The organism is Sneathiella litorea, from assembly GCF_009882915.1.
GTDB lineage: Bacteria > Pseudomonadota > Alphaproteobacteria > Sneathiellales > Sneathiellaceae > Sneathiella > Sneathiella litorea.
Window position 1 is genome coordinate 1066644 of sequence record NZ_WTUW01000002.1, and the last position, 22633, is coordinate 1089276.

Consider the following 22633-nt stretch of genomic DNA (forward strand, 5'->3'; position numbering starts at 1 on the left):
ATATTGCAACTTGTCCCTCTTGGCTCTTGGCCGAATATACTCAGGTGCCGGGGCATTTTATCCAATCAACACGTTCAGGGGAAGTTATGGTTTCAGATTTCTTCGTTGCACGGCATTCATCTTAGAATTTGCCAGATTTTGAAGACTGGCAGATCGTCAGCTTCGCAAAAATTGTAAATTTTTATTCATAATAAAAGGCAGTATCAGAGCCACCTCTGATAAAATTAATTTATCTAATTATTGTTAGATTTTATGTATTTTCTTTTTCTACTTGCATGTGTTACATTACTTATAAGGGTGGAACTGGTATTCGATTTTCTCCTATAATAATACAAAAATTCTGTCGAATGTCTGGTACCGCTCTCGGCAGTAGCACAACTAAAATGATAAGCAAATGACTAAGAAAGGTACCAACCAACAATGGGTAAAGTCGCGAAAAGAGTCGACGATCATGTCGGCGAGCGGATTCGTGAAAGAAGAACTATGATGGGATTAACCCAGGAACATCTGGCAAAAGCGCTAGATATTTCATATCAGCAAGTTCAGAAATACGAAACGGGCGCCAACCGTGTAAGCGCTGGTAGATTATTTGAAATAGCTAAGCGTCTGGAAGTAGATGTTGCCTATTTTTTCGAAAATCTCGAGCCAGCTACGACAAGTATACCACTGGAGCATGGCGGCAAAAATCGCTCCACTATTGAACTTGTCCGTAATTATGGCGAGATTGACGAACCCGCTGTGAGATCGGCTGTCAGCGGTCTTATCAAAAGCCTCGCGGGAAAAGAAAGACGGCGCAAGTCCGCTTGACGGACAGGCCCAGATGATACCCCCGGCGCGGAAATTATTTCCGCGCCATTTTTATTTCTATTAACATATAAAGGTAAAGTAAGGGGTTACGCTGACTTTAAGGTCAATCTGTGGCTGGCGCGGCCGCCTTTTTGGTCGGCCAATGGGCCCCGCCGACATTACCAATCCGGACTGGGGCTTCCGTCGTATAACACCAGGCATCCTCATCAGAAAGAAACGCATGCAAGAGCTTGTTGTTCAATGCATGCCCGGAACGAAGTCCATAGAACTCCCCAATAATCGGTGAACCGGCCAAGTAAAGATCGCCGACCGCATCAAGGGCCTTATGACGAACAAATTCATCGTCGTAGCGCAAACCTTCTTCATTCAGAATATCCGCCCCGCTCAAGACGATGGCGTTATCAAGAGACCCGCCTTTGGCCAAACCAAGCTTTTTAAGTTGCTCAAAATCTCCAAGAAAGCCAAACGTGCGTGCACGAGACAACTCGTTCTTGAAGGTGCCATTACGCAGGTTGAAACTGCAATTCTGCTTGCCAATGCGCGGGTTGTCGAAATCAATTTCGAATGCAACGGAGATATTATCCGCTGGTGAGAGGCTCGCTTTCGCGGTGCCCTCGCTCACTTCAACCTCTTTCAATACCTTAATATAACGTCGTGGCGCATCCTGCTCAACCACATCAGCGCATTCCACAAGAAAAACGAATGGAGCGGAGGAGCCATCCATAACTGGAACTTCGGGTCCGTCCAGTTCAACAATCGCATTGTCGATACCGCATCCGGAAAAAGCAGCCATCAGATGCTCGATAGTGGCAACCTTGATCCCTGCCCGGTTTTCAACCGTCGTGCACATCATAAGGTCAGATACCGTGTTATATCTCGCCGGGATTTCTGACACTGCTGGATCGACATCGATGCGCTTGAAAACAATTCCGCTATTCACCGGCGCAGGCATCAACTTCATACTGATCAGCTTGCCACCATGCAGGCCAACCCCGGTACAACTAATACTGTTGCGCAATGTCTTCTGAAAAACGACCATTTTCTGCCACTTTAGTTTACTAATACGAATTGTGTAGCCTGAATGTACGTAAGCTACCCGGCAACAACAAATCAAACATTGTTACCAATTATTACTGCGCTGCACAAAATCGTGGTAAACAAAGTGTTTCACAGAGTACCATATAACCGATCACCGGCGTCACCCAGGCCGGGCACGATATACGCTTTCTCGTTTAATTTCTCATCGAGACCCGCAACATAAACAGTTACATCCGGATGGGTATCGAGCATGACCTGCACCCCCTCCGGTGCGGCAACCAGCGCCATGAACCGGATATTCTCCGGCAAAACATTGTGGTCCAGAAGCACATCAACGCCTGCCGCGGCGGAATACCCGGTTGCGAGCATCGGATCGACCAGTATGAAAAGGCGATCCTCGGCTGTTGGCAACTTTCGTAAGTACTCAACTGGCCTCTTCGTCACCGGGTCCCGATACATTCCAATGTGCCCCACCCGCGCCGCCGGCATTAATTCAAGCAGTCCGTCCGCCATGCCAAGTCCTGCACGTAAAATTGGAACAATGGCGGTTTTCTTTCCGGCCAGAACTGTCGCGTCCATCGGGCAAATAGGCGTTTCAATTTTTTCACTAGTTGTTGGGAGGTGACGCGTAATCTCATACCCCATCAACAGCGCTATTTCCCTTAGCAGTTGCCGGAAGGTTTTTGTCGAGGTTTTCTTGTTCCGCATATGACTGAGCTTATGAACAATAAGCGGATGATCAAGAATATGGAGATTCGGAAATCGCGGATCATAGGCCATGGATGAGATGTATTTCCCTATAGTGCAAACAGGTGAGCCCCAAATCATATCCGACTTCACTTTTAAAATCACTACTTAGGGAGCAAGAAAGACGATAAAATATAGCGGTCCGAAAATTTACTTCCTATACTTTACAGGATGCGACCTTAAAACTTAACCTGTCGGCCTAAGTTTGGTTTGGATTTAAGGTCGACCTCTTGTTCCTGAATTTGGAATGAGCCGGGCTTTAACAGGGAGTGACGAATATGATGAAGAAAATTGCCCTCGGGCTAATCGCGACTGCCGCGCTGACAATGAGTGGACTGGCGACAGCTGAAGACTTCAAACCCGCAATCGTCTTTGACATGGGCGGCAAGTCCGACAAGTCCTTTAACGAGGCAGCCTTCAATGGTGTCGAAGAATTCAAGAAAGATACCGGCATCGACTATTTAGAATATGAGGTCACGAAAGTATCTGAGCGCGAACAAGCGACAGAACGCATGGCCCGCAAAGGGGCCGATATTGTTGTCGCCATCGGGTTTGCCCAGGCGGCGGCCGTTGAAAAAGCCGCAAAGGCGCATCCCGATACAAAATTCACCATTATTGACATGGTCGTTGACCTGCCAAACGTGCAATCCGTTGTATTTCGGGAAGAACAGGGCTCCTTCTTGGTCGGCATAGCGGCCGCAATGGCCAGCAAGACCGGGAAGGTCGGGTTTATTGGCGGCATGGATATCCCATTGATCCGGAAATTCGCACTTGGTTACAAGGAGGGGGTCCTCTATGCGAACCCAAATGCGGAAGTGATCGAGAATATGACTGGTACGACGCCTGCCGCCTGGAATGATCCAACAAAGGGCAGTGAACTTGCAAAAAGCCAGTTTGACCGCGGGGCGGATGTCATCTTCGCGGCAGCTGGTGGCACGGGAATGGGTGTCCTGCAATCCGCCGCTGATGAGAATAAACTCGCGATTGGAGTCGACAGCAATCAGGACCATCTGCATCCGGGAACAATGCTGACTTCCATGCTCAAAAGAGTTGATGTCGCTGTCTACAACGCAATGATGTCCGCTAAAGACGGCACATGGAAGCCGGGCGTTCAGGTGCTCGGTCTGAAAGAAGATGGCGTTGGCTTTTCCGTTGATCAATGGAACAAGGGCGTCCTGACAGAAGACATGATCGAAGCGATGAACAAGGCGAAGGCCGACATCATCGCCGACAAGATCAAGGTCACAAACTATATGGACAAGTAAATCTGACCGTCATGTCAGAACAAAGTCCGGCGCTGGAACTGCGCCGTATCAATAAAAGCTTCGGCCCGGTCCACGCGAACAAGGATATTTCCCTGTCCGTGGATCGGGGAACCATACATGGCATTGTCGGCGAAAATGGCGCCGGAAAATCGACATTGATGAGTATTGTGTATGGCTTTTACCAGGCCGATAGCGGTGATATCTTGGTCAATGGCAAAACCTGCCGCATTGAAAACCCGCAAAGCTCAATAGAAGCGGGCATCGGTATGGTTCATCAGCATTTCATGCTGGTCGATACCTTTACGGTTCTTGAAAATATAATCCTCGGGATCGAGGGTGGATATCGATTGAAGGAAGGCCTGTCGGCGGCACGCAAGGAGCTTGTGCGCCTTGAAAAAGAGTACGCACTGGAAGTCGATGTCGATGCGATCGTTGGCGATTTGCCAGTTGGTCTTCGCCAACGGGTGGAGATTTTAAAAGCTCTTTATCGCGGTGCAGAGATTCTTATTCTGGATGAACCGACAGGTGTTTTGACCCCGCAAGAGGCGGATCATCTCTTTCGTATTCTTGATACCCTGCGTGAACAGGGAAAGACGGTCATCCTGATTACACACAAGCTTCGGGAAATCATGGCCATCACCGACAATGTTTCGGTTATGCGGCGCGGGGAAATGGTTGCGCATGTAAGAACAGGAGACACCAGCCAGGCTGCCCTTGCAGAACTGATGGTTGGTCGCTCGGTGCTTTTACATGTCGAGAAGGAGACAGCTGCTCCCAAAGAGACATTGCTTGCTATCCGCAATCTTAATTATGTGGATATTGACAGTGTTCCGCGCCTCAAAAATATAAATCTTGATCTCAGGGCAGGTGAAATTCTGGGCATTGCCGGTGTCTCGGGCAACGGTCAGTCAGAGCTGCTTGAAGTTCTTGGCGGCATGCTGGCCCCAACTTCGGGAAGTATTAAGTTTAAAGGGCAGGAGCTTGTCGGAAATAAAACTTTCACAGCCCGGAACCTCAGAAAAATTGGGCTGGGTCATGTACCGGAGGATCGGCACCGATCTGGTCTCGTTCTCCCCTTTAGTGCAAATGAATGTTCCATTCTCGGTTATCATGACAAGCCAGAGTACAACAGAGGTTTGCAGCTTGATCGCAACTCAATGGTCGAAACCTGTAACACCTACATCGAAAAGTATGACGTGCGACCGCCGGATCCTTACCTGAAAGCATCGGGCTTCTCCGGCGGAAATCAGCAAAAGCTGGTTCTCGCGCGCGAAATGGAACAGAACCCGGACGTCCTGCTGGTCGGTCAGCCGACGCGCGGTGTCGATATCGGCGCCATTGAATTTATTCATAAGCAACTTATCAAGATGCGTGATGCGGGCAAGGCTATCCTCGTCGTTTCCGTTGAAATCGAGGAAGTGATGTCCCTCGCCGATCGTATCGCCGTCATGTTTGATGGAGGAATCGTCGGTGAACTTCCCGCTGCGGAAGCAACCGAAACCCAGCTCGGATTAATGATGACTGGTGTTCGAGAACCCAAATCTGATGCAAAGGCAACTATCTGATGGCGGGAGAACAAGTCAAATTCGGCGCACCCCTCAAGATCCCCGGATGGGTAAATTATGCGTTGATCCCGTTCATAAACCTTGTTGCCGCCCTCCTTATTTCGGGCATAGTGATCCTGATCATCGGCGATAATCCAATTGAAGCACTACACGTCCTATTATATGGGGCGTTCGGATATCCCGAGGCTGTAGGCTACACGCTTTACTACACAACCAATTTCATTTTTACCGGCCTTGCAGTGGCCATCGCGTTTCATTGCGGCCTGTTTAATATCGGAGCGGAGGGACAGGCTGCACTCGGCGGATTGGGTGTCGGTCTGATTTGCCTAAACTTTGACGGGTTGCCTCTGTGGATCATTTTACCGCTCGCCATGCTGGCCGCTGCTAGTTTTGGGGCAGCCTGGGCCTATATTCCGGCCTATCTTCAAGCCAAGCGCGGCAGTCATATTGTGATCACGACGATCATGTTCAATTTCATCGCTGCCTCGCTCATGACCTATCTACTTGTGGAAGTATTAATCGATCCAAACGGTCAGTCCCCGGAGAGTCGCCCCATTGCCGAGACAACATGGCTCCCCTATTTCCATGATATCCTGAGCATGCCGCAGACGCCGCTTAACCTCTCTTTTCTCTATGCTCTTATATTAAGCGCTGGCTTCTACTTTCTCATCTGGCATACAAGATGGGGATACGAAATACGTGTCGTCGGCCAGAATGAGACCGCAGCCCGCTATGCTGGCATTTCATCTTCAAAAAACATCATCCTCGCCATGATGATTTCTGGCGCCCTTGCCGGTTTTGTCGGCATTAATGAGATTCAGGGCGTGCACCACCGTCTTATTCTCGATTTTACAGGCGGTTACGGTTTTGCCGGAATTGCAGTGGCACTGATGGGGCGCAACCACCCCATTGGCATATTTGTGGCGGCATTACTCTTTGGAGCGCTTTATCAGGGCGGGTCAGAACTGGCTTTCGAGATGAAATCCGTCAATAAGGAAATTGTCATTGTTATTCAGGGCCTCATTATCCTGTTCTCCGGCGCGCTTGAGCATATGTTCCGTCCCAAGATAGAAGCCGCTTACCGACGATTGGCTCGCGCCCGAACAGTGGAGGCGGGCTGATGGAGACATTCCAAATCATCATCCTGTTGCTCGACGCCACCTTCCGTATTGCGACGCCACTTATCCTTGCAGCACTTGCCGGTATGTTCTCAGAACGCGCCGGGGTTGTTGATATAGGCCTGGAAGGAAAAATGCTCGGCGCTGCCTTCGCCGCAGCTGCCGTTGCCGCCGTTTCAGGCTCGGCTTGGGTGGGCCTCGGCGCGGGAATTCTTACCTCAATTGCGCTGTCGATGCTGCATGCCTATGCCTGTGTTACCCATAAGGGTAACCAGGTGGTGTCTGGCATGGCCATCAATATCGTCGTTGCCGGGCTGTCGCCAACCCTCGCCTATGCATGGTTTAGTATGGGCGGACAGACCCCGCCCCTTGGCGGAGATGCCCGATTCAAATCCATAGTTCTGCCCTATGCTGAAACAGCAAGAGATGTTCCGGTTATTGGGTATATCTATGCGGAGCTGATCTCGAACCATAACATCATTGTTTATATGGCTATTGCGGCCGTACCGATTTGCGCCTGGATCCTCTATAAGACCCGTTTTGGCCTTCGCGTGCGTGCTGTCGGTGAAAACCCCCATGCGGTGGACACGGCTGGTATTTCCGTTGATTGGCTGCGCTATAAAGCATTGATTATGACAGGATTTCTCTGCGGCATTTCGGGTTCCTACCTCTCGACTGCCCATGGTGCGGGGTTTATACGCGATATGACCGCTGGCAAAGGCTATCTGGCCTTGGCCGCCCTCATCTTTGGCAAATGGCGCCCCGTGCCCACATTGTTTGCCTGCCTGCTTTTCGCCTTTACCGACGCGGTTCAGGCGCGCCTGCAAGGCGTGGAACTTCCTATCGTTGGCGTAATTCCGGTTCAGTTTATCCAGGCACTCCCCTATATACTCACTGTATTGTTACTCGCAGGGTTTGTTGGCAAAGCCCAGCCGCCGAAATCCATCGGCGAACCCTATATTAAGGAAAGATGATGACACTTGATCCGCATAAAGCCGCCGACTTCGTAAAGGATGCCGCGCCGGGGTTCACGCCGCGTGTCGGCATTGTCCTCGGCTCCGGGATCGGCGATCTCGCGGAAAAGATCGAGTTGGTGGCTAGTATCGATTACGAAAATATTCCTGATTTCCCGACCTCCTCGGTGGAGGGACATGCCGGGAGGCTCATTCTCGGTCGCCTCGGCGGGATGCCCGTTGCCTGCATGCAGGGCCGCGTTCATTACTACGAAGGTGTCAACCCTCAGGACCTCACGCTTCCCGTCCGGATGCTCAAACTTCTTGGTATCGAAATACTGCTTCTCACAAATGCCGCAGGTAGCTTCAAGAAGAAAATGGGCCCCGGCAGCCTGATGATGATTAGCGATCATATCAATTTCACGGGCCTCAACCCGTTGGTCGGTCCAAATGACGATACGTTTGGACCACGCTTCTTCTCGATGGAGGATGCTTACGACCCCATCCTCCGCAAGCATCTGGCGGCGGTCGCCAAAGAACTCGGCATCACGCTTCATGAAGGTGTCTATCTGCATTATCTCGGCCCCAATTTCGAAACACCCGCAGAGATCCGTGCTTTCAAGACACTTGGCCCCGATGCTGTCGGGATGTCGACAACGCCGGAGGTGCTTGTCGCCCGTCATTGCGGCCTTCGTGTCGCGGCAATCTCCAATATTACCAACCTCGCCGCGGGGATGAGCAAGACCCGGCTCAGCCATGAACAGACACTCGAATGCGCAAAAATAGCGGCGGCGGATCTTGAAAGTCTGGTTATCGTCTTTTTGGAAACCCTGAAAAGGGAGCTATTGAAAGCTCATATTCGGAGTACGGAAAATGGCGTCCATTAGCCCTCTAAAACCGGCCCCAGAAGGCCACGCGCGCAATCCCGGCATGCCGCTCGATCTGGATGTACTGGACCGAGTTCGCGTAAATTTAAGCGCGGTCGAGCGCCGGGCCGCCACCCTCCCCGGTCGGCGCACAGTGAAGAAGGCCTATCAAGCCGCCTGGCTGCTAAAGGCTGTAACCTGTATCGACCTCACTACATTAAGTGGAGATGACACCCCCGGCCGGGTCAAGCGCCTCTGCGCAAAGGCAGCACAGCCCGTTCGTTCGGATATTCTGGAAGCGATGGGGATGGCGGATCGCGCTATCACAACCGGAGCCGTCTGCGTTTATCACAGCATGGTCGAAACGGCGGTAGAGGGATTAAAAGGAACGAATATTCCTGTTGCTGCCGTCTCAACCGGCTTTCCGGCAGGGCTCAGCCCGTTCGATCTTCGTGTGAAGGAAATCGAAGCCTCTGTTGCAACTGGCGCGAACGAGATTGATATCGTCATCACCCGCGGCCATGTTCTGACTGGCAACTGGCAGGCGCTCTATGACGAAGTGAAAACCTTCCGCGCCGCCTGCGGGGATGCACATATGAAGGCCATCCTCGGAACCGGAGATATTGCCACCCTCCGCAATGTCGCGAAAGCCAGCATGGTTGCGATGATGGCGGGTGCAGACTTTATCAAAACCTCCACGGGAAAGGAAAGCGTAAATGCCACCCTGCCCGTTACCCTCGTCATGCTGCGGATGATCCGCGAATATCTTGAGATGACGGGGCATAAGGTCGGCTATAAACCGGCGGGCGGAATCAGCACCGCGAAAGATGTCCTGAACTACCAGATCATGATCAAGGAGGAGCTTGGTTCAGACTGGCTGGAGCCAGATCTATTTCGCATTGGCGCCTCGAGCCTGCTCGGCGATATTGAACGTCAGCTGGAGCATTTCGTCACCGGGCGCTATTCCGCTGATTTTCGCCATCCGATGGCCTGAGGAACAACCATGAGCATTGCAGAAATATTTGATAATATGGACTACGGACCAGCGCCCGAGAGCAGCGAAGCCGCGCTTCAGTGGATTGCAGCCCGAAAAGGCAAGTTTGATCACTTCATCAATGGGGACTGGGTCAAACCATCATCCAAAAAATGGTTTGAGAGCCTCAATCCCGCGACCGGCAAGTCGCTTGCGAAAATCGCCACGGGGAATGCGAGGGACATTGATGCCGCCGTTTCCGCAGCCCGCGCTGCGCAAAAAGGATGGCGTGATCTCGGCGGCCCTGCCCGTGCGCGGTATCTATATGCTCTTGCCCGCGCGATCCAGCGTAATGCCCGTCTGCTTGCCGTTCTGGAGACGCTGGATAACGGCAAACCGGTTCGCGAAACCCGCGATATCGACATACCGCTTGTCGCACGGCATTTCTATCATCACGCCGGATGGGCGCACTTACAGGATCAAGAATTCGGTGACTTTGAACCCATGGGCGTAATTGGCCAGATTATCCCCTGGAATTTCCCGCTTCTCATGCTCGCCTGGAAAATCGCCCCCGCGATTGCGGCGGGAAACACTGTCATTTTGAAACCCGCAGAATATACATCGCTCACCGCGCTTTGCTTCGCCGAGATCTGCAAGGACGTTGGCTTGCCCGAGGGCGTCGTCAATATCGTAACCGGCGACGGCAAAACCGGCGAGGCTCTGGTCAAGCATCCCGATATTCACAAAATCGCCTTCACCGGCTCAACCGAGGTGGGCCGCTTGATCCGCCAAGCAACTGCCGGCAGCGGCAAGCATCTCACATTGGAGCTTGGCGGAAAATCCCCCTTCATCGTGTTCGATGATGCGGATCTCGACAGCGCGGTAGAAGGTGTTGTTGATGCCATCTGGTTCAATCAGGGGCAGGTCTGCTGCGCCGGATCCCGCCTCTTGCTGCAGGAGGGCATCGCGGAGAAAATGGTCGCAAAGCTCCAAAAGCGGATGGAGACATTGCGCATTGGCGACCCCCTCGATAAGTCCATCGACATGGGCGCGATTGTCGATCCTGTTCAACTCTCCACCATTAAATCGCTTGTTAAGAAGGGCGCAGTTGAGGGTGGTACTGTCTGGCAACCGAAATGCGACATGCCGGAAGGCGGCTGTTTCTATCCGCCGACCTTGATCAGCGATGTTACCCCTGCATCAACGGTTGCGCAGGAAGAAATCTTTGGCCCCGTCATCGTTTCCATGACCTTCCGTACACCGGATGAGGCTGTCGCGATTGCCAATAATACCCGTTATGGGCTCGCGGCCTCGGTCTGGAGTGAGAATATCAATCTCGCCCTCGATATCGCGCCGAAGCTCGATTGCGGTGTGGTCTGGATCAACTCGACCAACCAGTTCGACGCAGCCTGCGGCTTTGGCGGAAACCGCGAGTCCGGTTACGGGCGAGAGGGTGGCCATGAAGGCATGATGGAGGTTTTGAAGCCGAAATTCCTCTCCAGGCTACCGTCTTACAAAGAAACAAAAGCCCCTACGCCGGCAGACTATAAAACTGGCGCAACTCTCGCTGATCTTGACCGCACGCCAAAGCTCTATATCGGCGGCAAGCAGGCCCGGCCGGATTCGGGCTACAGCCTGCCGGTCTTCTCCGCGAAGGGGGACAAGATCGGTGAAGTCGGCGAAGGCAACCGCAAGGATATCCGCAACGCGGTGGAGGCAGCGCGCAAGGCGACCAGCTGGACCAAGGCGAGCAGCCATAACCGCGCGCAGGTTCTTTATTATCTCGCGGAAAATCTGGACATCCGGAAAGCGGAATTTGCGGACCGCCTCAAACTCATGTCAGGCGTCAGCGCGAAAAAGGCACAAGCGGAAGTCGACGCCACCATTCAACGGCTCTTTTCCTATGGCGCCTGGACGGATAAATATGAAAGCGCCGTTCATTCTCCACCAATGCGCGGGGTGACCCTCGCCATGAAGGAACCAATTGGCACGATCGGCATCGTTTGCCCAGATGACAACCCGCTTCTCTCCATGGTTTCTCTTGCGGCCCCTGCCCTTGCCATGGGCAATCGCATCATCCTGATCGCATCGGAACGGCATCCGCTCACGGCCACGGACTTCTATCAGGTACTGGAGACATCCGACATGCCTGCGGGCGCGGTGAATATCATCACAGGCCCGCGCGATGAACTCACAAAAACCCTCGCCGAGCATGATGACGTGAAGTCCGTCTGGTATTTCGGCCCTCAGGGCGGCAGCCGGCTTGTCGAAGCCGCCTCCACCGGGAATATGAAACGGACCTGGGTCAATAACGGAAAGGCGCGGGACTGGTTCGACATTGCGCAGGCTGAAGGCCGCGAATTTCTCGCCCAAGCAACGCAAATCAAGAATATCTGGATTCCTTATGGCGAATAAACCGGCTGAATTTTTCCCGCAGGAGATTATCCGCCGGAAACGCGACGGCGCAACCCTGAGCGAGGCGGAAATCATGTTCATGGTGCGGGGCCTAACAGATAGTTCCATATCTGAAGGACAGATCGCGGCCTTCGCCATGGCCATATTCTTTCAGGGCATGAGCATGGAAGAACGCGTCGCCCTCACCCGCGCCATGGTGCAGTCGGGCCATGTCATGGACTGGACGAAGGCGGACCTTGGCAGACCCGTCGTCGATAAGCATTCCACCGGCGGGGTCGGTGACAAGGTAAGCCTGATGCTCGCACCCATTGTCGCAGCCTGCGGTGGTGCTGTCCCGATGATCTCCGGGCGTGGCCTTGGCCATACGGGCGGAACCCTCGATAAACTTGATAGCGTGCCGGGCTATAACACCGCGCCAGATCCGGACCTGTTGACCAAGACGGTCAAGAATATCGGCTGCGCCATCATTGGTCAGACAGACGACCTCGCCCCTGCCGACAAGCGATTCTATGCAATTCGCGATGTCACCGCCACGGTGGAATCCATCCCGCTGATAACCGCGTCGATCCTGTCCAAAAAGCTCGCGGCGGGGCTGGATGCGCTGGTGATGGATGTAAAATTCGGCTCTGGCGCGTTTAAGGAGGATTTTGATGAGGCGACGGAGTTGGCCCGCAGCATCGTCGCGGTTGCGAACGGTGCAGGACTCCGAACATCTGCCCTGCTTACGGATATGAATGAGGTACTGGGCAGGACTGCAGGAAATGCGATCGAGGTAAGGGAGACGATCGATTTCCTGATGGGCCGGAATGTTGATCAACGCCTCCTCGACGTTGTACTCGCGCTGGCAGCGGAAATGCTGATCATCGCCGGGATCGCCGATGAGGCAACGGCACCCCATGCCGTAAAAGGTGCACTCGGCAGCGGTACAGCAGCGGAGAAATTCGCGCAGATGATCGCCGCACTCGGCGGACCGAAGGATTTAATGACAAATATGGAGGCACATCTCCCCCTCGCGCCGATCCGCCGGGACGTAATCGCGCCGAAGCGTGGCTATCTCGGCACCATGAATGTCCGGGAGATAGGCGTCGCTGTCATGGATCTCGGCGGAGGTCGGCACAAGGCATCGGACAATATCGACTATGGTGTTGGTCTCACTAATATTGCCGGGCTGGGTGCGAAGCTGGGCCCGAGAAATCCGATCGCGACAATTATTGCCCGGAGCGAAGCCGATGCGGCGCGAGCGGAGAAACGGATCCTCAATGCCGCCACCCTGACAGAGCCCCCCCCTGCCGCATTTCCCGCCGTTCGAACCCGTCTCACAAGGGAGGATTTATAGATGCGCGCCATTCTGATCGTTCTGGATAGTTTCGGACTGGGCGCCGCCCGCGACGCGGAAGCCTTCGGGGATGTGGGTGCGGATACCTTCGGCCACATTATCGAGGCCGCCGCCGCAGGCCGCGCGGACTCACCTGAGCGTTCCGGTCCGCTCAAGCTGCCCAACCTGCAAAAGCTCGGATTATTCGCGGCGCATGATGATTATATAGGCAAAGATGGGGGTACGGTTAGTTTCGATGCCCTTTATGGCGTGGCACAAGAAAAGAGCAAAGGCAAGGACACGCCATCTGGGCACTGGGAAATGGCCGGTGTCCCTGTACTATTCGATTGGGGATATTTCCCGAAAACCATCCCTACATTTCCAAAAGACCTGACCGACGCCCTGATCGAGCAAGGGGAACTTCCCGGTATTCTGGGGAATTGTCATGCGTCAGGCACGGAGATAATCGAGCGGCTGGGCGATGAACATATGAAAACTGGCAATCCAATCGTCTATACCTCCGCAGACAGCGTTTTTCAGATCGCTGCACATGAGGAAACTTTCGGCCTCGACCGTCTTTATGCGCTCTGCGATATCGCGCGAGACCTAGTCGATCCGCTCGGGATAGGGCGCGTCATCGCCCGCCCCTTTATCGGAGAGAATGGGGAATTCACACGAACAGCGAACCGGAAGGATCTCGCCGTGCCTCCACCTGAACCGACCCTTCTCGATAAAATGACCGAGGCAGGACGGCAGGTGATATCCATTGGAAAGATCGGCGATATATTTGCGCATCAGGGAACCGGTGAAGTTGTCAAGGCTGCCGGTAACATGGCGTTAATGGACGCCACGATGAACGCAGTAGCCAGGGCAGAGAATGGCAGCCTGATCTTCACCAATCTTGTCGATTTTGACCAGTCCTTCGGTCATCGGCGGAATATTGCGGGATATGCCCAGGCACTGGAAGAATTTGACGCCCGTCTGCCAGAGTTGCGGTCTGCCCTGAAGGAGGGAGATCTTGTTATCCTGTCGGCGGATCATGGCTGCGACCCGACCTGGCCGGGAACGGATCACACAAGAGAGGTCGTCCCCATTATTGCCTTTGGCGCAAATATTCAGGGCCAGTCCATTGGAGAACGGGAAAGCTTCGCTGATATCGGCCAGTCGATAGCTCAGCACCTTGGCCTGCCGTCGCTGGCATATGGCAAAAGTTTCCTGAACTGAATATGGTCAAGAAAGCGGAGCTCCATGTTCATCTTGAGGGGACCATGCCACCTGCGCTGGTCCGGCAACTCGCGGCGGGAAATGGCTCCATAATTGATCCCACGACATTCAAGTCCGAGACTGAATTCGCGTGGAATGATTTCTGGCACTTTCTCGATTGTTACGACAAGGCCGCTGCGGCAATCCTGACGAAAGAAGACTATCGACTTGTCACCTATGACTATCTTGCAAGATGCGCGCAAGAAGACACGATCTATGTGGAGATGTTTTCCTCTCCCGATCATGCTGCGGAAGTTGGCATGAGCTATGCCGACCATTTGGAAGGAATCGCTGCCGGGATAGAGGACGCCTATAAAGAGTTTGGCATCATCGGGCGAATTATAGTCACCTGTGTCAGGCATTTCGGCCCCGAGAGAGCCCTCAAGGTAGCGGCGCAATTCGTGGGCACCCCCCACCCCTATGTCGTTGGTTTTGGCATGGGAGGAGATGAGGCGCAGTTCCATCCGAAAGACTTTGCGCCAGCCTTCCGCTTGGTCAGCGAGGCCGGATATCCGACAACTACCCATGCCGGGGAATTCGGCGGGCCGGAAAGCATCCGGGCCAGCCTGAAATATCTGTCTGTCAGCCGCCTTGGGCATGGTGTTCGCGCGATTGAGGACGCGGCACTGATACAGGAACTGGCAGAGAAGAAAATTCCGATGGAGCTTTGTCCGGGGAGCAACGTTGCCACTGGCCTTTATAATGACAGACGTAGCCACCCCTTTCGGGTTTTGATGGATGCGGGATGCATTGTGACGCTCAATTCAGATGATCCGCCTTTTTTTGCCACTTCCATCGGCCATGAATATGAAAAAGCTGCGCGAAACTATTACTTATCTGACAAGGATCTGGGAAATATTACGCGAAACGCAATATTTGCCAGTTTTTGCGACGATGCATTAAAGGAAGAACTACTCGCGAAAATCTAAACTCAGTTCTTTTTCGCGGGGGCCGCTCCCTGTTCCATATCCTCCAATTTGATATCGACTTTTGGATTCGCTTTGTTAAACCTGCTCAAGACTTCTTCCGTAATATCCATTCCCGGATTAAAAAATACGGTCTTGGCTCTATCAATCCCCAGATTGACACCTTTTTCCTTACTGACATCCGCGGCAAGGCGTACAATGATTTCACGAAAGCGTAGTCGAATACCAACAAGCACTTCATTCATTTTGCCATTTATTACCTGAAATTCCCGCTGGAGATTTTGCCGCTGAACATTCAGTTCTGATAACTTCTTCTGATATGCATCCGGTGACAAAATAGCCCGTTGCTTATCAAGGGCTTCCTTCTCAGTGAGTAAGGCATCGCCGCGCTTATTTAGCTCATCCACCTTGGTTTTAAGCAGGGCCTTGACATTTTCTTCCGCCTTTTTGGAAGGTTCCGACGCCTGCAAAATAGAATTTATGTCGACGATGGCTACAATTGCCTCAGGTATTTTGGATTGGGCATACGCCAGTGAAGCCCCTTGCAAATTCTGGGTGAAGGCAATAGCGAAAATTACCAGCCCGATAGCGAACGCCCGAAATCTTATTGTCAATGCTCTCTCCGAAAAAGTGGGGATTTCTAATGAGCTTCATAACACCGCTAGTCGAATAAATCCAGAACCGTCATGACAGGCTTATGAACTCACAATAAAAATTAGGGATAGAAAGAGACAAAATTATGATTCAGGTTTTTCTATCCGGCTTATTTCACAATTAATACAGCATGAGGGAAACGGATAATCACCTCCTTCACATTGTCATTCTTGTATCGTAATGACTAACTCCCGCCGACGCAGCGTGACTTAAAAGCCAAAAACTGCGCTCCCCTTCTTTACAAAAGTTAACGGGTCTCAGTTATATAAAACAAGATCAGTCATGATGTTTAGCTTTCAATATTTTTGCAGCCATTCAGGCTCCAAAGTGCCCAGAAAAGGTTCACCCTTCCCAAATTTCCATGTATTCATCTATGGATTCCTCTAAGAGAATTGGTGTTCTCTCGGCCGTCCCTAAATATAGAAACCCAACGATCTGATCTGTTTCCGACGCCCCGAGAGCCGCGTTAACTTTCGGATCGAAGCAGGTCTTTCCCGTTCGCCAGATGCCTGCATAACCCAACGCATGCGCGGATAACATAATATTTTGGGCGGCTGCACCTGCTGACAGGATCTGTTCGACGCCGGGCACTTTCGGATGTTCTTCCACCTTTGCGATGACAATGATTACCATCGGCGCCCTGAGTGGTTTATTACGTTCTTTATTAAGCATCGCCTCCGATGCGTCAGGATCCCGAGCTTTCAACGCATCCTCAAAAATTCTGCCAAGCTTTTCCCGCGCACTGCCTTCAATTACGATAAAGCGCCAAGGGCGAAGGCGGCAATGGTCGGGGGCACGAATAGCCGCCTGCATCATGATATTCAGGTCTTCTTTTCCGGGTGCCGGCGCAATCAGCTTTGCTGAAGATTTACGCGTTACTAGTGCTTCTATGGCATCCATCTATCGAAATTCCTTTGTCTCAAATTAGGTATAATCGGGCTGTCTTTCATAACAGAGAAAAGGTGAACTGCCTATGCGGTAAGAAAATTACCGGTTGTTATCGGCGAGAACAACTCCTACCTCAATAATAAGTAAGGGGGTGATTATGTTTCAAGGAAGGCGCAAATATAGTTTTGTCTCAAATCAATGCTGCCCCTCAGAAAGCCAATCACAATGAACTATCTTCGCTCAGGGTTGAGGAAAGGGAAAGTGCAATGTCTATAAAAACCATTTTGTTCCATTTGAATAACGATTCGCAACTGGAAGCCCGCATAGAGGCGGCTCTTGGTCTGGCTGTTGAACATGATGCGCATTTAATTGGGTTGTACACTATTGCCCAGGTCACAGTTCCAACATCCTTTATGGGATATGTCCCGCCGGAGTTCATTGAACACTCCCGCAAGATTGAAGAGGATAATGCAGCTGAGGCAAAAGCTAAACTCGAGAAACTTTCAGCAAAGGTAGACCGCACTGTTGAAGTAATTGTTGCAGAGGGATATGCGCCGGATCTGATTAACGAATACGCACTATCCGTTGATTTGGTGATCGTGGGTCAGGGCGATCCTGATGCCGAAAATAACGCGCAAACACGCTATATCGCTCAAGAAATTGTCGTAAGCTCTCCCCGACCTGTTTTGATTATTCCCTTTGCCGGAAATTATAGAAATTTCGGAAGCCATGTTCTGGTCGGCTGGAACAACACCCGTGAATCCTCCCTCGCCCTGCATGAGGCATTGCCTTTCCTGAAAAAAGCAGAGAAGGTTACCCTTGTGCGCGTCAACGCAACCGAGGATGAGTCCGTTAAAACGGACCATATTATGGCCCATCTTGAACGGCACGGAATTAAGGCGACCTTCAAGTCTGGTCACTGGCCCGGTATTGATGTCGGCGATGCAATACTGGATGCTCTTGTCGATTATAGCGGGAACATGCTTGTCCTTGGAGCCTACGGGCATAGCCGCCTAAGGGAGATGATCCTTGGTGGCGTTACCAAGAATATTCTTGAGCATATGACGGCTCCCGTCCTGTTTGCACATTAAGGTGGGGGCCAGTTAAAATATTTCTTCTCTCTTAACCTCGCGCCAACTTCCGGGTTCGAGATCGGCCAAGTGAAGCTTTCCAATCCTTTTACGGATAAGCCTTAATGTCGGATGGCCGATTGCTCCGGTCATCCGGCGCACCTGTCGGTTTTTACCTTCCGTCAGAGTAAGCTGTATCCAGCAGGTTGGAATGGATTTACGAAAGCGGACCGGTGGGTCGCGCGGCGTGATTTCTGGTTGCGGGGATAAAAGAGTTACCTGGCACGGCTTTGATCGATATCCCTTTAGTTCCAAACCGCTGGCTAGTCTATTAAGCGCCTGTTGCGTCGGGACGCCTTCAACTTCTGACCAGTAAATCCGTTCATGGCCATTATTCGGATCCAGCAGCTTTTTGATAAAGGGACCGTCATCACTTAAAAGAAGAAGTCCCTCGCTATCCTTATCAAGGCGGCCCGCCGCATAAACACGCGCTGGCAGCCCGAACTCAGCGAGGGTTCTCTGGTCTTTTTCCCCGGTAAACTGGCTAAGTACACCGTAGGGCTTGTAAAAAGCGATATATCTTGGCATTTGTATATGGCAGGCTGAATAAAATGGCGCTCAGGAGTTTCGGCAAAATGAAAAATTTTGATGGCATCATCTATAGATTATCAAAATTTTAGGTAATTTTAGCGATGTTACAAGACGTAACTTCTGCGCCCCTGTCAAGGATAGCCACGCAACCTATTTGGAAACCCGCATTCGATGGACGATATTTCTACGGCGATAGTTCGCTTTATTGGACATAAGGAAGAAGATGCCCAACAGCTAGGTTGGTTACTTTCCAATGCCGCGAATGCAAAATTTTCGTTCGAACATACCGCCTGCCTCGATAACTTTATAAAAAACAGCCACGCCCAGCAAGGCCAAGTGATTATTCTGGATTTAACAGAAAATTCCGAAAACCGATTTGAAGCAGTGGCCCTTTTGGGCGAGAAAATTCCCCAAACGCCTGTTGTCGTTCTCACCGGTGATGACGAAAAAATTGGCCGCAATGCCATTCATGCAGGCGCGCAAGACTATTTGGTTAAAAGCCAGCTCACGACCGAGAGTATGTCGCGCAGTTTGCTAAACGCCATACAGCGCCATCAGGGGCATCAACGAAGTGCGGAAACCGCCCCGCTCCTTGATTCCGCAACCGCGGTACTTAACCGCCTTCCCATTGGTGTCATTCTGGTAAATGCCGATACCAAAATCCTGTTTTTTAATGGCAAAGCAAAACGTTATCTTGAACAAGGGGATGGTCTTGCGATCAGCACCGACAGGGTATGCCGCGCAACACTGCCAAGCGAGAGTCGTGCGCTCGCTAAATTGTTGTCTGATACCCTTTCGCCGGCCGACGCCACCAAAACTGAAGGTGATTTCGCGATTTCCCTTACCCGCATGGAAAGTGATTATCCGTTGAATGTGATGGTTGCCCCCATCGGTACTGGCGCAGCGGGAAAAGGGGCGGTTCTGTTCGTATCGGACCCCTCTGAACCTGTCGAACTGTCTGTCGAGACTATATGCAAACTATATAACTTAACACCCGCCGAAGGGCGGCTTGCACTAGGCCTGACGAATGGGTACAAATTGGATGATCTCGCGGCGGAATGGGGCGTCAGTATGCATACCGTCCGCTCTCAACTCCGGCAGATTTTCCGAAAAACAGATACCAGCCGGCAAAGTGAAGTGGTTAAGCTCATTCTTACCGGTCCCGCTGCATTACAAGCCACCAGCCTTCTTTAAGGTTGATCGTCCTCAGCGGGATCACTCTCCAAATTCTCAGAGAAATATTTCCAACTCTCTCTCCCGCCCCTGTTCTCGAGGTAATTAATAAGTGCACTGACCATTCGACGGTCGAAACGTGTATCAGCAGCCTCCAGTAAATTCTTCACAGCCGCACTAAAGCTGAGCGCGCCGCGATAAGCGCGTGGGCTGACCATGCCGACAAACGCATTGGCGACAGAAATTATGCGGGCCGCCTCGCTAATCTCTTCGCCAACAAGGCCATTCGGCTGTCCGGTGCCGTCGAAATTTTCCTGCAGTTGACGCAAGCTATTGGCAATGGGCAGATCAAAATCGACATCGTCTAACAGATCTGCGCTGGCAAACAAGCTGTTGCGAATGATTTCCATCTCTTTTTTGGTCAGGTTTTTGGTCTTTGTCAGGAGTTCCGGCGGAACCAGAATTTTACCAATATTCATCAGATTTCCGGCAATATCTACCGTCCGCACGAGTTCTTCAGAGGCACCCATCTCCTCCGCAATGGCCACCGCAACGACAGCAACGCGGCGTGACTGATCGGCCGAATAAGGATCACGGCGATCGACAAAGGCAACCAGAGTTGAGACAAGGTCGCGAAGGACGGCTTCCCGGCGTTCCTGCGCGATCACGACATCAGAAATATCCTGAAAGACGGTCAAGACTTCCTTGCTATTTACTCGCGCAGACCGTAACGGCACAAAATCGGATTTTATAATCCGGACGGGCCCCGTCTTCTCTAATGCATTTAATCGGCTGATCAATGATCGTGGTTCATAGTCCTGGCGCACAAGATTGGTCATTTCGATAATTTCCCGAGCCTGCTCAGGCCCCAGAACACTTGCCGCTTTTTTGCCGATCATTTCCTCTTGCGTGATTTCCACATTTTCAGCGGCCACACTATTGGCGAAAGTATATTTGTCCTCAGCGTCAAAGACCGCAATGGATGTCGGCTGTTGATCGGTTACAATTTTTAGAAACTCACTGCGCTCTTTTAACTGTTCAGCCATTTCCTTATAACGCACTGCAAGTTCTGCGGCACGAATGGATGTTCCATGCCGCCAGACAGCAACAACCGTTCCAGCCACCGCAAAAATGAGCAGCATAAAGATACCGAGCATTATTGAAAGGCGCTGATCGGTCTCCGCCAGCGCCTCTTTTTCCGAAACTGTTCGCACAAGGAACCAGGGTGCCACCGTTAGCGCTCGTCCCGTCACCAGGACCTTGCCACCCAAATAATTCGACACGATGGCAAAATCTCCCGGATTATCGGCGACAAATGCAGCAGCCAAATCATTCTTTGAACTTAATTTACGTTCAAGAGCCAATGTGCCATCGGCAAGTGGAGAGATATACTGTATAAGTTTGCCGTCGCGGCGCACTAGATAATTTTCAGCGGTCTGAAGGGTATCCCCCGGTTGGAACAACAACGGGAACAAAGAGGTTTCCACGGTTCGAAGTCCAATAACATAGCCAATTATATCTTTTAGGCTGCCTTCATCCTGGACAGCAAAAATTGGCCAGACAACACCCATCGTCGGATCACCATTGATCCCTTCATACAGGTCAATCAGTGATGGTTCCCCGTCACCAGCTTTCGCCATAGCGGCGCGTATAGTGGGATTCATGGGCGGCATATTGCCACTGGAGACGAGAAGCTTTCCCGTCGCATCCGTAAGCCCGATACCCGCCCGACCTGGCCGGGCCACATTTGCCCTGATTTGCGGTTCTTCTGGTTCCCAGAAACCACTGATAACCGCCTGATTATTGAGTAGATTAATAAGATAGCCTGCTTCGGGCACCTCAGAGATGGAGTTACCATTCTCCTCAGTCTCGATAACCAGCTGTGTCAGATAAACCTGCAAGGAGGCATTCGTTGCAAGGGTGCCGATTGCCTGTTCCTGTTTACGCAACCAACCATCAACACTCGCCGCCCGGCTATCCGCAACGATGCCAAGGCGCACTTCCCAATTGCGGATATCGCGCTGTCGCTGCTCCTCGACAAATTTAAACGTGCCCCATATGCCCGCAATAACAACAGCCATAAGCAGCAGGACGCCAAAAGATAGAGCTTTGTAAGTCTTTTTCTTTCCCAATACGTCTAATTGATTATCCGACATAAATGCCCCGGTTTTATTCTTCATTCAACGGCAGAATGCCTGGAAACTCTTTAAGATAGGTAAATCCGCAAACTCAACTTACGCAAAAACAGCCTTGCTGTGCAATCACATTAGATATACCGCTCAGTCTTTATTAAGGATTTATTGGCCATAATACCATCTGTTAGCCAGACAAACATTAAGATTGAGAAAAGAGGCACTCCAGTGACAGGCGCAAGATCACAATTTTTTGCAATATTAACGATTTGCATTCTTGTTACCTGTGTTCTGGCTTCACCTCGCATTTCAGAAGCAAAATCTGGGGGCCTATTCGGCTATCAGGCAACGCCCTATTCCGGCCTGAAGCCTTTCCCCAAATGGCGAAAGGTGCTTGCGACATACAAGGACGAACCGGGAGATTGCGTATCGGGGAAGTATAACCGATGCGCACATCAAAAATGGCTTGCCCTTATCGAAGAATGGCGTGAGCTACCCAAAGAAGAGCAGCTTAAAAAAATCAACCGACATATGAATCTTTTTCGCTATATTCTCGATCCGGTTAACTGGGGCGTGCGTGACTACTGGGAGATCCCGAAGGAGTTTTTTGCCCGTTTCGGCGACTGCGAAGACTATGCAATTGTCAAATACTTTACGTTGCGAGCCTTAGGCTGGCCTGACAAGGATATGAAAATCGTCGTTCTCCAGGATGTAAACCTTGGAATCGCCCACGCCATTCTGGTCGTCAAATATAAGGGTAAAAACCTGGTTCTCGACAACCAAATCGGCCAGGTTGTCGATGCCACCCGTATTCGCCATTATCGCCCAATATACTCGGTTAATGAAGCCGGTTGGTGGCGTCACAAGCCATAGC

General features: G+C 51.7%; 20 protein-coding genes. 14 read left to right on the plus strand and 6 right to left on the minus strand.

The features are described 5' to 3' along the window. Nucleotides 1–420: 420 nt before the first annotated feature. Nucleotides 421–807, plus strand: a complete 387-nt coding sequence (locus GQE98_RS11580; protein ID WP_161315789.1) for a helix-turn-helix domain-containing protein — start codon at nt 421–423, stop codon at nt 805–807. Between the two features lie 103 nt (nt 808–910). Here the strand turns inward: GQE98_RS11580 and lpxC are convergent, their stop codons facing one another. Beyond that, complete coding sequence (gene lpxC / locus GQE98_RS11585) at nt 911–1846, minus strand: UDP-3-O-acyl-N-acetylglucosamine deacetylase (protein ID WP_161315790.1); 936 nt, start codon at nt 1844–1846, stop codon at nt 911–913. Between the two features lie 128 nt (nt 1847–1974). Further along, complete coding sequence (gene upp, locus GQE98_RS11590) at nt 1975–2625, minus strand: uracil phosphoribosyltransferase (RefSeq protein ID WP_161315791.1); 651 nt, start codon at nt 2623–2625, stop codon at nt 1975–1977. 248 nt (nt 2626–2873) lie between these two features. Between upp and GQE98_RS11595 the strand changes: the two genes are divergently transcribed. Genes GQE98_RS11595 through add form a run of 10 tightly spaced genes read left to right on the plus strand, consistent with a single transcriptional unit; the run spans nt 2874 to nt 15254 of the window. After that, nucleotides 2874–3857, plus strand: coding sequence for a BMP family ABC transporter substrate-binding protein (locus tag GQE98_RS11595; RefSeq protein ID WP_161316283.1), 984 nt, complete (start codon nt 2874–2876; stop codon nt 3855–3857). Between the two features lie 11 nt (nt 3858–3868). Next, nucleotides 3869–5422 carry an ABC transporter ATP-binding protein gene (locus tag GQE98_RS11600; RefSeq protein ID WP_161315792.1) on the plus strand — a complete coding sequence of 518 codons (1554 nt, stop codon included), beginning with the start codon at nt 3869–3871 and terminating at the stop codon, nt 5420–5422. Beyond that, entirely contained in the window at nt 5422–6543 is a 1122-nt protein-coding gene (locus tag GQE98_RS11605) for an ABC transporter permease (protein ID WP_161315793.1), read from the plus strand. Before GQE98_RS11600 ends, GQE98_RS11605 begins: the two co-directional genes overlap by 1 nt. Continuing rightward, a complete protein-coding gene (locus GQE98_RS11610; protein ID WP_161315794.1) occupies nt 6543–7514 on the plus strand; it encodes an ABC transporter permease in 972 nt (323 codons plus the stop codon). Before GQE98_RS11605 ends, GQE98_RS11610 begins: the two co-directional genes overlap by 1 nt. Continuing rightward, the gene (locus GQE98_RS11615) at nt 7514–8380 is read left to right on the plus strand and encodes a purine-nucleoside phosphorylase (protein WP_161315795.1); all 867 of its coding nucleotides are present in this window, start codon (nt 7514–7516) and stop codon (nt 8378–8380) included. The genes GQE98_RS11610 and GQE98_RS11615 overlap by 1 nt, the downstream gene beginning before the upstream one ends. Then, nucleotides 8367–9353 carry a deoxyribose-phosphate aldolase gene (deoC, locus tag GQE98_RS11620; RefSeq protein ID WP_161315796.1) on the plus strand — a complete coding sequence of 329 codons (987 nt, stop codon included), beginning with the start codon at nt 8367–8369 and terminating at the stop codon, nt 9351–9353. The genes GQE98_RS11615 and deoC overlap by 14 nt, the downstream gene beginning before the upstream one ends. 9 nt (nt 9354–9362) lie before the next feature. Beyond that, complete coding sequence (locus tag GQE98_RS11625; protein ID WP_161315797.1) at nt 9363–11747, plus strand: aldehyde dehydrogenase family protein; 2385 nt, start codon at nt 9363–9365, stop codon at nt 11745–11747. Next, nucleotides 11737–13083, plus strand: coding sequence for a thymidine phosphorylase (gene deoA / locus GQE98_RS11630; protein ID WP_161315798.1), 1347 nt, complete (start codon nt 11737–11739; stop codon nt 13081–13083). Before GQE98_RS11625 ends, deoA begins: the two co-directional genes overlap by 11 nt. Next, complete coding sequence (locus GQE98_RS11635) at nt 13084–14286, plus strand: phosphopentomutase (RefSeq protein WP_161315799.1); 1203 nt, start codon at nt 13084–13086, stop codon at nt 14284–14286. It begins immediately after the preceding gene. A gap of 2 nt (nt 14287–14288) precedes the next feature. Next, nucleotides 14289–15254, plus strand: coding sequence for an adenosine deaminase (gene add, locus GQE98_RS11640; protein ID WP_161315800.1), 966 nt, complete (start codon nt 14289–14291; stop codon nt 15252–15254). A 2-nt stretch (nt 15255–15256) separates the two neighbouring features. On the opposite strand, the gene GQE98_RS11645 is transcribed toward add, so the two are convergent. Both GQE98_RS11645 and GQE98_RS11650 read right to left on the minus strand, forming a co-directional pair. Next, complete coding sequence (locus GQE98_RS11645) at nt 15257–15865, minus strand: OmpH/Skp family outer membrane protein (protein ID WP_161315801.1); 609 nt, start codon at nt 15863–15865, stop codon at nt 15257–15259. Nucleotides 15866–16247: 382 nt separating this feature from the next. After that, nucleotides 16248–16805 carry a nitroreductase family protein gene (locus tag GQE98_RS11650; protein ID WP_161315802.1) on the minus strand — a complete coding sequence of 186 codons (558 nt, stop codon included), beginning with the start codon at nt 16803–16805 and terminating at the stop codon, nt 16248–16250. 254 nt (nt 16806–17059) lie between these two features. Between GQE98_RS11650 and GQE98_RS11655 the strand changes: the two genes are divergently transcribed. Next, the gene (locus GQE98_RS11655; protein ID WP_161315803.1) at nt 17060–17884 is read left to right on the plus strand and encodes a universal stress protein; all 825 of its coding nucleotides are present in this window, start codon (nt 17060–17062) and stop codon (nt 17882–17884) included. A 12-nt stretch (nt 17885–17896) separates the two neighbouring features. On the opposite strand, the gene GQE98_RS11660 is transcribed toward GQE98_RS11655, so the two are convergent. Then, nucleotides 17897–18451 carry a pseudouridine synthase gene (locus GQE98_RS11660; protein WP_161315804.1) on the minus strand — a complete coding sequence of 185 codons (555 nt, stop codon included), beginning with the start codon at nt 18449–18451 and terminating at the stop codon, nt 17897–17899. 174 nt (nt 18452–18625) lie between these two features. Here GQE98_RS11660 and GQE98_RS11665 point away from each other — a divergent pair, with 174 nt between their 5' ends. Beyond that, nucleotides 18626–19648 (plus strand): hypothetical protein, encoded by a 1023-nt coding sequence (locus GQE98_RS11665; RefSeq protein ID WP_161315805.1) that lies wholly within the window; start codon nt 18626–18628, stop codon nt 19646–19648. Here GQE98_RS11665 and GQE98_RS11670 read toward each other — a convergent pair. Next, on the minus strand, nt 19645–21807 hold the full coding sequence (locus tag GQE98_RS11670; RefSeq protein ID WP_202526243.1) for an HD domain-containing phosphohydrolase: 2163 nt from the start codon (nt 21805–21807) through the stop codon (nt 19645–19647). The genes GQE98_RS11665 and GQE98_RS11670 overlap by 4 nt on opposite strands. A 180-nt stretch (nt 21808–21987) precedes the next feature. On the opposite strand from GQE98_RS11670, the gene GQE98_RS18290 reads away from it, so the two are divergent. Next, complete coding sequence (locus GQE98_RS18290) at nt 21988–22632, plus strand: transglutaminase-like cysteine peptidase (RefSeq protein ID WP_161315807.1); 645 nt, start codon at nt 21988–21990, stop codon at nt 22630–22632. Nucleotide 22633 lies beyond the last annotated feature (1 nt).